General features: G+C 68.3%; 13 protein-coding genes. 2 read left to right on the top strand and 11 right to left on the bottom strand.

What is annotated here, in order from left to right; translation table 11 throughout:
• Positions 1–185: 185 nt before the first annotated feature.
• The 10 genes from ON33_RS32975 to ON33_RS32930 form a co-directional block, all read right to left on the bottom strand.
• Positions 186–449, bottom strand: a complete 264-nt coding sequence (locus ON33_RS32975) for a GlsB/YeaQ/YmgE family stress response membrane protein (RefSeq protein ID WP_040863048.1) — start codon at positions 447–449, stop codon at positions 186–188.
• 224 nt (positions 450–673) lie between these two features.
• Positions 674–1,381: a hypothetical protein gene (locus ON33_RS32970; RefSeq protein ID WP_040863047.1), complete on the bottom strand. Its 708-nt coding sequence runs from the start codon at positions 1,379–1,381 to the stop codon at positions 674–676.
• A gap of 84 nt (positions 1,382–1,465) precedes the next feature.
• Complete coding sequence (locus tag ON33_RS32965; protein WP_083869477.1) at positions 1,466–2,653, bottom strand: cytochrome P450 family protein; 1,188 nt, start codon at positions 2,651–2,653, stop codon at positions 1,466–1,468.
• 35 nt (positions 2,654–2,688) lie between these two features.
• Positions 2,689–3,951 carry a cytochrome P450 family protein gene (locus ON33_RS32960; RefSeq protein ID WP_040863087.1) on the bottom strand — a complete coding sequence of 421 codons (1,263 nt, stop codon included), beginning with the start codon at positions 3,949–3,951 and terminating at the stop codon, positions 2,689–2,691.
• Positions 3,948–4,493 carry a GTP-binding protein gene (locus ON33_RS32955; protein WP_218001549.1) on the bottom strand — a complete coding sequence of 182 codons (546 nt, stop codon included), beginning with the start codon at positions 4,491–4,493 and terminating at the stop codon, positions 3,948–3,950. The genes ON33_RS32960 and ON33_RS32955 overlap by 4 nt, the downstream gene beginning before the upstream one ends.
• 76 nt (positions 4,494–4,569) lie before the next feature.
• The gene (locus tag ON33_RS32950; protein WP_040863044.1) at positions 4,570–4,923 is read right to left on the bottom strand and encodes a DUF742 domain-containing protein; all 354 of its coding nucleotides are present in this window, start codon (positions 4,921–4,923) and stop codon (positions 4,570–4,572) included.
• A complete protein-coding gene (locus ON33_RS32945) occupies positions 4,920–5,333 on the bottom strand; it encodes a roadblock/LC7 domain-containing protein (RefSeq protein ID WP_040863043.1) in 414 nt (137 codons plus the stop codon). Before ON33_RS32945 ends, ON33_RS32950 begins: the two co-directional genes overlap by 4 nt.
• Complete coding sequence (locus ON33_RS44170) at positions 5,330–6,775, bottom strand: sensor histidine kinase (protein ID WP_281033259.1); 1,446 nt, start codon at positions 6,773–6,775, stop codon at positions 5,330–5,332. The genes ON33_RS32945 and ON33_RS44170 overlap by 4 nt, the downstream gene beginning before the upstream one ends.
• Before the next feature lie 203 nt (positions 6,776–6,978).
• Positions 6,979–7,611 carry a TMEM175 family protein gene (locus ON33_RS32935; protein ID WP_040863042.1) on the bottom strand — a complete coding sequence of 211 codons (633 nt, stop codon included), beginning with the start codon at positions 7,609–7,611 and terminating at the stop codon, positions 6,979–6,981.
• 7 nt (positions 7,612–7,618) lie between these two features.
• Positions 7,619–8,314, bottom strand: coding sequence for a hypothetical protein (locus tag ON33_RS32930; RefSeq protein WP_040863041.1), 696 nt, complete (start codon positions 8,312–8,314; stop codon positions 7,619–7,621).
• Between the two features lie 254 nt (positions 8,315–8,568).
• Between ON33_RS32930 and ON33_RS32925 the strand changes: the two genes are divergently transcribed.
• Together ON33_RS32925 and ON33_RS32920 are read left to right on the top strand one after the other, a co-directional pair.
• Positions 8,569–9,558, top strand: coding sequence for a zinc-binding dehydrogenase (locus ON33_RS32925; protein WP_040863040.1), 990 nt, complete (start codon positions 8,569–8,571; stop codon positions 9,556–9,558).
• A gap of 79 nt (positions 9,559–9,637) precedes the next feature.
• Positions 9,638–10,369, top strand: a complete 732-nt coding sequence (locus tag ON33_RS32920; RefSeq protein WP_040863085.1) for a serine hydrolase — start codon at positions 9,638–9,640, stop codon at positions 10,367–10,369.
• A gap of 5 nt (positions 10,370–10,374) precedes the next feature.
• Here the strand turns inward: ON33_RS32920 and ON33_RS32915 are convergent, their stop codons facing one another.
• On the bottom strand, positions 10,375–11,805 hold the full coding sequence (locus ON33_RS32915; RefSeq protein ID WP_063711120.1) for a lipase family protein: 1,431 nt from the start codon (positions 11,803–11,805) through the stop codon (positions 10,375–10,377).
• Positions 11,806–12,328 lie beyond the last annotated feature (523 nt).

Below are 12,328 nucleotides of genomic sequence, written 5' to 3'. Positions count from 1 at the left end.
ACTTAGTAGGTACGTAGTAAGAGCTCGGGCCGTGGACCACCTGCGGCCGAGGGCGCCGTGGGGACGGCGTCGTGACGGCGGGATTGTGCGGACCCCTCATCGCGCGCAAGGCTGTCGACGCAAGAGGGGCGGGGTCGCGATACAGCGGCCCCGCTCCTCTGTCGTATTCGGTTGTGCGGCAGGGGTCAGACGCGGGCCCTGATCCACTTGTAGATGACCAGCACCACGATGGCGCCGATGATGGCGCCGAGGAAGGTGTGCTGGACCGGGGGATGGACGCTGAACTTGTGTGGGGCGAACACCATGCTGCCCAGGGTGCCGCCGACATAACCGCCGATGATGCCGAGGACGACGGTCCAGATGATGCCGAAATCCTCCTTGCCGGGGACCAGAAGGCGGGCGATCGCGCCCGCGATGAGGCCGATGATGATCATCGTGATGATGCCCATGGCATGCTCCTTGCCTTGAGGTACCGCATGTCGAAGGTAGCAGGGCCGGTGCCCGAAATGAGCGTGTCGCAATACATCGGTGCCCGCGTTTCGTCCCGGTTCCGGCGCTGAATACCCGCGTCTCGGGCCACGAAACCAACGTCGACGCTGGGTTTCCGGGCCATGACAGAGGCCATGAGGTCCTGACGGCAGTGGCTGCCTCGCGACGGCACGTGGCCGCGAAACTACTTGGCGTTCTGGACTTTCTGGACAGCGGCGGTGAAGAACTTGTCGAAGACGGCCTGGTCCGGGACGGAGCTGCCCAGGGAGGTGGCCCGGACACCGACCGTCACGCCGCGCAGGGTCGCGTAGCCCTCGTAGGTGGTCTGGGAGATCGGGAAGCCCGAGCCTGCCACGCTGCTCGAGCTGGAGGAGCGGTAGGCGAGGGCGCCGGTTCCGGCGAGCGCGCCCGGAACCGTCAGTTTCTCGAACTTGGTGGTGGTGTCGACCGGGTCGCCGGAGCCGGTGGTGGTGACCTTAACCTCCGGGCATTTGGCGTAATTGTCGGCCATTTTCGACAGATCCATCGCCGTGCCGGAGACGTAGTCGACGTAATTGGTCAGGTCGGGGGTGGACGCCACGGAGAACGTCGACTTGGCGAGCATGTCATTGGCGGCGGCCGCCAGATCGACCTTGGGCCCGCGGCAATCCTCCGGTGTGACCGTCGCATTCGCCAGCGAGCCGGTGGTACCCGCGAGGGACGTCTGCAGCTTGTCCTGCGGGATGTCCATCTTCTTGGCGCCCGCCGGGAACTCGGATTCGACGAGTACCAGCTGGTCGCGGGGCGTACTCGGTGCGTTATCCGATTTCGAGGAACCATCGCTTCCGCCGCATCCGGCGATGAGCAGGACCGCGCACGCGGTCGCCGACAGCAGCACTCCCTTGGTCGTCATCCGCCAGAGTGTGCCAGGAGTCGTCGGGCGACCGCGTGAACGGCTCGCCGGGCCGGATCCGGACGCGCCGGGGCCGGATTCGGTTCAGCCCAGGTGAATCGGCATGGCGGCGATGTCGTTCTGGGTCATGACAGGGAGGTTGACGATCTCCTCGGCCGGGGTGGCCAGGCGGAGGTCCGGGAAGCGGTCGAACAGGGCGGGCAGGGCGATGCCTGCCTCCAGACGGGCCAGGGCGGCACCCGGGCAGATGTGCGGCCCGTAGCCGAAGGAGATATTGCGGTGCGCGCTCGGCCGGGTGATGTCGAATTCGTCGGCGTCCTCGCCGAAGACGGCGGTGTCGCGGCCGATGGCACGGTAGGACATGACGACGCCCTCACCCTGCTCGATCACGGTGCCGCCCACCGTGATGTCCTCGGTGGCGAAGCGCATGAGCAGGTGGGTGACCGGGCCGTCCCAGCGCAGCGTCTCCTCGATGACCTGCTTCCACTCCACCTCCCCCGACCGCACCCGGGCCAGCTGCTCGGGCCGGGTCAGCAAGGCGCGCACCGCATTCAGGATCAGGCTCACGGTGGTCTCGTGCCCTGCGGCGACCAGCGCCTTCAGATTGCCGATCACTTCTTCCTCGGTGAGCAGCTCGCCACCCTCGTCGGCCAGGATGAGTGCGCTGGTGAGATCGTCACCGGGTTCGGCGGTCTTGCGGCGGACCATCTCGGTGAAGTAGACGTCCATGTCCTCGATGATCTGCAGCCGCTCATCCTGCGGAGTGACCATGGAGAAGAACTTCTTGTACCAGTCCAGCAGCATCGGGTGGTCCGCGCGCGGCACCCCCATGAGCTCGGAGATCACCCGCATGGGCAGCGGGTAGGCGACGACCTGCTTGAGATCCACCGCCGCGCCGTCCCGGCCGACCTCGTCCAGATCGTCGAGCAGTTCCTTGGTGAGCCGTTCTACGGTGGGGCGCAAGGCTTCCAGCCGACGCGGGGTCAGCGCCTGCGTGGTCTTGATGCGCAGCCGGCGGTGCTCCGGGCCGTCCACGGTGAACATGGAACGGCCGGCGTCGATCATGCCGATCAGCGGCCACTGCCGGGTGACGACACCGTCGCGCCACAGCTTCCAGGCGTTGATGTCCTTGACCAGCCGGGTGTCGGTGAGCAGCTGGCGGGCGATGGTGTGGTCGGTGATCGTCCAGGCGGGGGCGCCGAGCAGATCGATCCGGGTGATCGCCCCGGCTTCCCGGAGACGGGTGGTCTCGCCGGCGAGATCACCCACCATCGGATCTATGGCGATGGCATGCGGGCAAGGGGAACTCACTGGAAACCTCCGAGAGCGCGAACTGGAGTGAAAACAACAGGAAGAGAAGTCATTCCACGCAGGAACGCCGATGGCCGCCGCACCAGGTTCTGCGCGGGCACCGCCAGATCGATGTCCGGCAGCCGGTCCAGCAGCACCTCGATCCCGGTGCGCGCCACCACTTCCGCGATCTGCTGCGCCGGGAACGGGCAGCGGTACTCGCCGTGGCTGAACGCGAAGTGCGCGTTGTTGCCGGAGTAGGTGGCCGTCTCGCCGACCGCCTGGCGCACATGCGGATCGGTGTTCGCCGCCGCCAGCCCGAGCAGCAGCAGATCGCCCGCGCGAATCGTCCTGTCTGCCAGGCGGGTATCGCGCGCGGCCCAGCGGCCGGCCAGGATCGAGGTGGGGGAGTCCTCCCACAGCACCTCGTTCATGGCCTGATCGACACTGCGCCGCCCGCCGCCCAGTGCGGCTGCGAACCGGTCGTCGGTGAGCATCAGCCGAACCGAATTGACCAGCCAGTCCGCCGTCGGCAGATGGCCCGCGGCCGTCACGGCCATCAGGTCGTTGACGTACTCCTCGTCGGTGAACGGCGCCGGAAAGGCCAGCATGCGCGAGACCAGATCATCGCCCGGCGCGGCCTTCTTCACCGCCAGCAGATGCTGGATGTACTGCATGAACTGCAGGTGCGCTGCCTGCGCGTCCGCACCGCCATCGGCGAGCGCCTTCATGGCCCGTGCCAGCCCGGGGCCCTCCGAGTCGGGAATGCCCAGCAGCCAGGCCAATACGAGCACGGGCAGCGGTTCGGCGAACTCGCCCACCAGGTCGGCCTGGCCGCGACCGCAGAAGGCGTCGATCAGCCGATCGGCCAAACTCTCACAGACCCGGCGCAATTCGAAAGGATCCACCGACTCCAGCGCTGGCTCGACCATGGCCAGGTGCCGCCGATGCTCGGCGCCCGCGGTGAAATAGATCGACGGCATGGGCGAGCCGACCATGGGCAGCAGCGGCCAGTCCGGCGGAATATTGGGCCACTGATTCCACAGGCTCACATCGCGGGGGAACAGTTCGGGAGAACTGGTGACCTGGTGCATCTCCCGATACCCGAGCACCAGCCAGGCCGGAATTCCGCCGGGCAGCTCGACCGCGGCCACCGGCCCGTGGTCGCGGCGCATCTCGCGATAGAGGGAGTGCGGATCGGTGTGAAAGCGGGGGCCGCTCAGCGGCACCGCACCGGGCTCGTGCGGTACGGGACAGGTACCCGGCGCGGGCGAGGTCATGCGGGATTCCTCCAAAGCGCGGTCTTCGGGTGGTAGAGGTGTTCGACCAGGGCGATCAGGACGTTCTTGCAGGACTCGCGGTCGCGGGCATCGCAGTCGACCAGCGGAATGTCCGGATCCAGATCCAGCGCCTCCCGCACCGCCGACAGGGCCGGGCCGGGTCCGAAGTTGTTGCACGCCACGATGAACGGGGTGCGCTGATGCTCCAGCCGGTCGATGGCGTACCAGGAATCGGCGATGCGCCGCTGATCCACCAGCACGATCGCGCCCAGTGCGCCCGCGAACAGGCGATCCCACAGGAACCAGAACCGTTCCTGCCCGGGCGCGCCGAACAGGTACAGCACGTGCTCGGTATCGATGGTGATGCGGCCGAAGTCGAAAGCCACCGTGGTGGTGGTCTTTCCGGGCGCGCCCGCCGGATCGTCGACACCCTGGCCGACCTGGGTCATGGTGGCCTCGGTGTCCAGCGGGCGGATCTCGCTGATCGAACGGACCATGGTGGTCTTGCCGACGGCGAACCCGCCCACGATCACGATCTTCAGGCCCTGCCGGGCATCGGCGTGCAGCGGTGCGTCGGCACGGGCCGGACGGGTGTCCACGGGCCCGGCGACGCGGATGTCAGAGCTTGCGGAGTCCAACGAGCACCTTTTCCAGCATGTTGGTATCGGGCGTCCAATTCCATTGCCGCGTCGCGTGATCCGGGTGTCGCACCGTGATCTTGCCCGCGTGCAGCAGGTCCGACAGGAGGATGACGGTGATGCCGACCGGCAGCCGCAGCTCGGCCGCGATCTCCACCACCGCGGTCGGTGCGCGGCACATGTCGAGGATGGCGGCATGCTCGGACTGCATGCCACGCACCGGATCGCATTCGCTGACCACCAGGGTCACCAGATCGAACGCGTCCGAATCCGGTTGGCTGCGACCGCCGGTCAGCGTGTACAGCCGATCCGGATCCTCGTCTGGCCTGGTCACGACACGCTCGCCCCCGGCACTCGCGGGGCGGCGGCCAGATGCTCGCCGAGCTGCTCGACCAGTTCCCGCATCGTGTGGCCGACCAGCCCGGCATCGGCGTCCTCCGCGGCCACCACCGCGATGTGCGCGCCCACCCCGGCCTCCACGATGAACAGGATGCCCCCGTAGAACTCGGTCATCGACTGGCGCACACCGCCCCGCCCGTCCCCGAATTCCACCGACGCCCCGTGCGAAAGACTCTGGATCCCAGCGGCGATCGCCGCCAGCTGATCCGCGCTGTCGTTTGCAAGCCCGGCCGTATGGCAGATCTTCAGCCCGTCCCCCGACAGCAGTAGCGCATGCCGCGCCCGCGGTGTGCGCGCCAGCAGCTGCTCCAGCAGCCAACCCAGTTGTGCGGCGGACGATGTCATCGATCGGTCTCCGAGGGGGTCGTGGGGACGGGGAATGAGTCGGTGGTGAATCGGCGGTCGTCGTCGCGGCCACTGACGGCGCGCTGGAAGGCGGCCATGGCGGACGGCGCGGACGGCGCGCGCGGCGGCTGGGGTGCCGCCGGGCCGGTCAGCCCGTCCGGGTGGACGGCGGCCAGCGTGCTGCCGCGGCGGCGCTTCGGGAGGCCGGTGGAAGTCGCTGCGCGCTGGTCGTTTTCGGCCTGGGCGGTGAGAATGTCGGCCGCGGCGGCGAAGGCGGACTGCGGCGCCGGGGCCGCTGCGTCCCCGGTCGGGGGGTCGGTCGGTGGCCGGGTGGTGACCGGGGCGAGGCGGCCGAAGGTCTCGGAATTGCGTTCCAGGCGAGTGGTGAGCTCGCGGGGGACGACCACCACGACGGCGGTGCCGCCGATGGCGGAGGGCCGGTAGCTGACGGTGAGGTCGTGCTTGCGGGCCAGGTGGCCGACCACGGCCAGGCCGAGGCGGGTGCCCGAGAGCGACGAGAGATCGGAGCCGGCGCGGGGGCCGGAGACGGCGGATTCGGCTCGCCGGAGCGCGGATTCGCTCATGACCAGGCCCGAGTCCTCGATGGTGATGACCACACCGGCCGGCACCTCGGCGGCGTAGACGTGCACCTCGGTGGTCGGCGGGGAGAAGTTGCAGGCGTTGTCGAGCAGCTCGGCCAGAGCGTGCATGACACCCTCGGCGGCATGGCCCGCGACCGCGATCTCGGTGATGGCGCGCAGGCGCACCCGCTGGTAGCCCGCGACCCGGCCCATGGCGCCGCGCAGAATCGACTCCATGGCAATGGGTTTCGCCCATCGGCGGCCCGAACGCGCACCACTGAGCACCGCGATGCTGTCGGCCAGGCGGCCCGCCTGGGCGGTGCGGTGGTCCAGTTCCAGCAGGTCCGCCAGCACCTTCGGGTCCGCGTGCCGGTGTTCCATCTCGCGCAGCTCGGCCAGCATGCTGGTACTCATGGCCTGCATGCGTCCCGCCGCCCCGGCGAACGCGGCCATGGCGGCGGCACGACGGCTCTCACTCTCCTTGGCCGCCCGCGCCTGCGCCGCCACCTGCTCGCGAGTGCCGTGAATCCGGCCCTCGGACTCGGTGATTCGGGCCTGGGCCGCGGACATGGCCGCGGCCACATGCGCATCGGCCTGCGCGGCGTATTCCCGCGCCTCCTGCCGTACTGCCTGCACCCGATCCCGGTAGTACGCGGCGGCCGTGATCGCCGCGGTCAGCGCCAGCGCCGCCACACTCGCGCCGATGGCCAGCGGCACCCGGAAATCGATGGGGGAGAGGAAGACCGCGACCGCCACCACTGCCGCGGTGACCGCCAGCGATCCGGCCAGGATGAACAGGGGCGGGCGCTGGCGCCGGACGGGCTGCTGCTCCCCGCTCGGCGGATTCACTGATTCCGACACGCTCCGCACTTCCGCACCGACTTTCATCGGGGCGAACGCCCCGATGCCCCCGACCGCGCCCGCATTGTTGGGTACCGTGCCAAATGCGCGGACCGGCAAGCGGATTCGGATCTGCCGGACGCAGCATAAGCGCACCGGGCGGGTAGCGCTACCCCAGCGCGTACCCACCTTCAAACCTCTGTCCCACTGAGTGGGAAAATCGTTCAGGCGCGGGCGAAAACCCGCGAGCGGGTACTGAGGAATCCGTAGCCCAGCACCGCCGCCAGATACAGCAGCAACGCCGCCGCGGGCAGCACCAGGCCGATGGCCGCGATCAGATCGAAGCCCGCGAAACCGATCACCGCCTGCAGGCTCTCCCGGCGCGCATAGTCAGCATCGTAACCGGGTTCGAACAGATCGGGGTTGCGGCGCAGGGCAATCCACATCACGAACCAGGCGGCCGCCTGAACCGCGCCCACCACCCCGTAGAACGCGGTCGCCACCCGGGCGTTCCAGCCGCCGTCCTCCAGATGATGGGCCAGCACGGTGGTCGGGAACGGCAGGAATGCCACCGCCAGGAGCAGCAGCAGATTGCCGCAGTGCAGCAGCCCGTCCATCTGCCGGACCCGGCCGAAGAAACGGTGATGGCACAGCCAGATCACGCCGATGGTGAGAAACGAACCGGCATAGGCGAGATAGCTGGGCCACAATCCGGTCAGCTCATGCCACAGCGAGCCGTCATCGGTCTCCGGAATGCGAATCTCGAGCACGAGCAAGGTGATCGCGATGGCCATGACGCCGTCGCTGAAGGCTTCCACGCGCGTGGTGTCGGAAAGCCGCGATTCGGGGTACAGCATGCGGTCATTATCGAGTGCGCGTGCCGGATGCGATGTCCGCCAATTCCAGGGTGCGCAGACGCGCACTCGCCACGAGTGACCCCAGCGCGAACCCGACAATGGGAATCGCGACGATCGGCGACCACGAATTCACCTGCGGCCCCTCCGGTCGCAGCAGCGTCACCACCCGGATCGCCGCCAGCGTGAATCCACTCAACCCGCCGAACATGAACAGCGACAACGGCAGCCGGAACCGCGCCGGCACGGTGCGCAGGCTCAGTCCCGCCGCGATCACCACCGCGCCGTTCACCGCGATCCCCGACAGCGCCACGATCCACTTGTGGGTCTCGATGGTCAGGTACGACGGTTGCAGTGGCTCGTAGGTGAGCAGCAGACCGGCCTCCATCGCCACGAGCCCCAGATAGAAGGCCCGCTTCAACAGCGAACGCCCCCACACCTCCGCCACCGTCACCCCGATCAGCGCCCCCGCGCCGACCAGCGCCAGATCCGCGACCAGACCCGGGGAGCGCTCGAAATGCCCACTCGGCAAGGCCAATTCGTCGGCCGAGCCATTGATGGCCGGTGTCCGCAGCAGCGCCCACGCCGCGAGCAACACCATGGCGATGGTGAACGGCCGCGATCCCCGCACCCGCCAGCGTGGTAGCCGGGCCGCCGCCGCGGCGAGCGACAGCAGCGCGGCCAGTAGTGGCACGACGGTGTTCACGGGAACCGCCTCACGCAGGTCTGGGCCTCGATCATGATCGCCGCCACCGCTCGATTCTTGCACGTGTCCACACCGGTTCCGGGACACGACGCACCAGTTCAGAGCCGGTGTGGGTGGGCTCCGGGGTCGTAGCGACATGGTTGCCCGGTTCGCCCACAGCGGAACCTCGGACCGCGCACTTGACCTCAACATAAGTCGAGGTTCGATGCTGGAGTCATCGACAGCCCCGTCGAAAGCGAAAGGGAGGCAACGAGATGCGTGTAGTGCAGGCCGAGGAGTTCGGTGGCCCCGACGTGCTGACCGTGCGGCAGGTCGCGGATCCGGTCGCCGGACCGGGTGAAGTGGTGGTGCGGGTCGCGGCCGCCGACGTCATGTTCCTGGACACGACCCTGCGCAGCGGGTGGGCGCGCGACTTCTTCCCCGTCGAACCCCCGTTCGTGCCCGGCGGCGCGGTCACGGGCACGGTCGAATCGGTCGGACCCGATGTGGATCCCGCCTGGGTCGGCAAACGGGTCGCCACCCCGACCGCGGCCAGCGGCATCGGCGGCGGCCTGCCCGTCGGCGGCTATGCCGAACTGGCGCTTGCCAAATCCGCCACCCTGGCCGTCATCCCGGACGAACTGAGCTTCGAGCAGGCCGCCGCGCTCGTGCACGACGGGCGGACGGTCCTCGCCGTCGCCGACCGGGCCGCCCTCGAGCCGGGCCAATGGGTGCTGATCACCGCGGCGGCGGGCGGGCTGGGCACTCTGCTCATCCAGCTGGCCCGCGCGGCCGGCGCGCGGGTCATCGCCGCCGCCCGTGGTGAGGCGAAACTCGCTCTGGCGCAACGGCTCGGCGCGCACGAGGTGGTCGACTACTCGAAACCCGGGTGGGCCGAGAAGGTCCGGGAGCGCACCGGCGGCGTCCAGGTGGTTCTCGACGGTGCGGGTGGCGACATCGGCCGTGCCGCCCTGGCCGCCACCGCACCCGGCGGTCTGTTCATCGCCTACGGCAACTCCGCCGGTGGCTTCGCCGCGGTCGACGCGGAAACCGCTGCCGCCCAGGACATCACCCTCGTCCCGCTGTTCGAGATCGCGACCCCCGACACCGACTGGCTCAGCCTCCACGACCGCGCCCAAACCGAGGTCGCCGCCGGTCGCCTGGAGGTCGTCATCGGCCAGACCTTCCCCCTCGACGAGGCCGCCGCCGCACACAGCGCCATCGGCTCCCGTGCGGCCATCGGCCGGACCATCCTCACCGTATGAGCGCCATCGGCGTGTCGTGAACATCCGCCCAGTCTCGGAGAGCAAGGTGAGACCGGGCGGAAGCGACGCGGAGGTGGCGATGGGCAGGAGGGCCGGTACGGTCGCGGCCGTGGTGGCAGGGGTCTGGGTGGCAGTGGCGGGCGCCGCGGGCGCCCAACCGGGCATCGACCCGGGAATGCTGCAACCCGTTCACATCCCACCGCGCACCGCACTCGCGGTGCGCACCCTGGTGCCCGGCGCCGGCTGGGGCACCGACAACGAGACCGAGGAACGCGGCGCCCTCTCCATCGCCAAGCTGTTCATGGCCGACTACGCCCTCCGCCACGGCGACGGCTCCGCCGAGGATCGAGACCTGGGCGAGCGCATGATTCGCAAATCCGATGACGCCGCGGCCAATCGCATCGCCGCCAAATACCCCTACGCCATCGACTCCATCGCCAAGGAATACAACCTCCCCGCCACCCACGGCGCCGGCGGCTGGGAAATGTCGACCACCAGCGTCGCCGACGTCGCGGACTTCCTCGCCGCGAAACTCCGCGACGAACCCGACAGCCCGATCCTCGCCTGGATGGAGCAGCCCAGCGACAAAGCCGCCGACGGCACTCGCCAAGACTGGGGAACCGCGCGGCTGCCCCAGGTCTACGGAACCAAGTGGGGCTGGGCCGATGTCGGCGCCCCAGAGGTGGCCTCAGTGTCCTTCGGCCCCGGATTCACCGTCGCCGCACACACTTACGGCACTGCCGAGCAGCAGACCGAGGATGTGCTCGCCGCGTGGTCAGCGCTGACGGCGCTGGTGACTCCCAAACACTGACCGTGTCACCGCCCGCCGGGCGCCGCGGCGCAATTTCCGGGTGCGGGCTCACCGCGCAATCGCTGATCCAGCCAATCCATGGTCGCGCCATAGGAGCTGACGTAGGCCGCCAGATGTTCACCGCCGACGATGTTCTTCGTCGCGGCCACCCCCAGCGCACATTGCTCGCTCCACAGCTGCTCGGCCTCCGCCACGGGAATCCAAGGATCGTGGATACCGTGGTTGATGAACAGCGGCACGCCGGATTTCCGGCCGCGCATACTCAGATCTTGGAAGATCGCCTCAGCCGATTCGCTGTTGAGCGCTTTGTCGGTGTTGGCCATCGTGTCGAGCGGGATGGGCATGATCCCGAGCGCGCCGAAACTGCCGCTGCAGTTGTCCTTTACGGGGGATGTCGCCAGCCACTCCGCGGCATGGTTCATCAGACCGAGGATTTCCGGGTGCTCCCGGCTGAGCGCGAGCACGGTGCTGAGCAGGAACGCGGAGATGTAGGAACCATCGAAGGCGTGCGCGAACCGGCGATAGTCGGTCACCAATCCACCGAAACTCGCGCCGGCGAAATTCGGGAGCAGATCCGGCGCGTATTCCTGTACCAGCATGGCCGCGGCGTGGGAAGCGATCGCACCGCCGGAGTATCCGGTCGAGGCGAAACGGCTGTCGCCGAACTGGTCCGGGGCGAAATTGCGGACCGCGCGCATGGAGTCGAGCACATTGTGTCCGGCCACGGACGGCTCCGAATAGGCCATCAGCGGACCCTCGTGGTCGGGGATGATCAGCGCGTAGCCGTGCTGCATCGCCCAGGTGGTCGGCGACGGCGTGAAATCATTGCCGGTCGGCACCTCCATGCCGTGGGAGAGCACGTAACCCGGGGTGCAGCGCTTGTTCAGCGAGTTGGTGGCCGGCGCGTTCACCAGCACGGGCTGGGGGCCGGGCCCGGTCCACGCATTGGGGGGAAGGACCAGCGTCGCGGTGCCGATGGAAGGCTCACCCGCGGAGTTGGTCGTGCGGAATTTCAGCAGAGTGGCACGTGAAATGGACGTGAGATTCAAAAGAAGCATCGTCGGCATCGCCGACGCCGTCACATCCCGCCATTCCAGAATGTCGCCGGGCGCAAAGCGGTCGAGATCCGCCGGCCAGCTGTCGAAGAATGGGTCACCGGTCGGCGCGGACTGCACAGCACTCCACAGCGCTGTCAGTTCCTGCGGCAGATCACCCGGCGCCGCGAGGGGCCGCGACGCGCGCGGCAGCATATTCGTCGGCGGGGGAACATGGGAATCGATCCACTGCTGCAGCGGATTCGGACTCCCTTGCACGCCGAAGGACGGGATGACCGGCACCGGAAATTCCGGTGGATCCGCCTCCGCCCGGACAGTTACCTGCCCCATTGCCATCGAAAGACCCAGTACCATCATGGCCGCGGCCAACGAATGTTTCACGGTCCCTCAAGCTACGACATAAGAGCGCAACCGCGGGATTTCGACACCCCCCGAAAAGCGGACAGAAGATGTAATGGGCGCTTGGTCCACGCTGACGGCTGAAATACTTCCCACGCACTGACTTCGGCCATTCGTCACGCTGCCCTCTGCGGCGCGCCCGCCTGTCATTCCGAGCATCGGTGCGTAACCTCTTCGGACTCGGCGTGATTCGGGGTGATGTCCTTGGCGCCGACACCGACACCGACACCGCCATCTCATCCAGCCCGACCGCTTCGGCGGCGAACTCACGTCGATCGCCTGCCACCGCTCGGTTCACAAGCGAAGCACTGATCAGCGGATGCAGCACCACCGATTCGACTGCTGGTTACCCGTGCACATGAACCTAAGAGCAAACGACTCAGTTCTTGCATTGATTATGCATCGTTTTGTGCTCGGTGCCGGGTGGTTTTCACCCACCCTGCGCTCGAGATCCTCGCCGCCCAGCGAGTGGGCAGCTGGTGTCCGGCCATGCCGATCAGCCGGC

Origin of the sequence: Nocardia niigatensis NBRC 100131 (genome assembly GCF_000308655.1) — a bacterium.
In the GTDB taxonomy this organism is placed as follows: Bacteria; Actinomycetota; Actinomycetes; order Mycobacteriales; family Mycobacteriaceae; genus Nocardia; species Nocardia niigatensis.
Note: the sequence above shows the minus strand (reverse complement) of the source record. Positions and strands in the feature narration are given on the sequence as shown.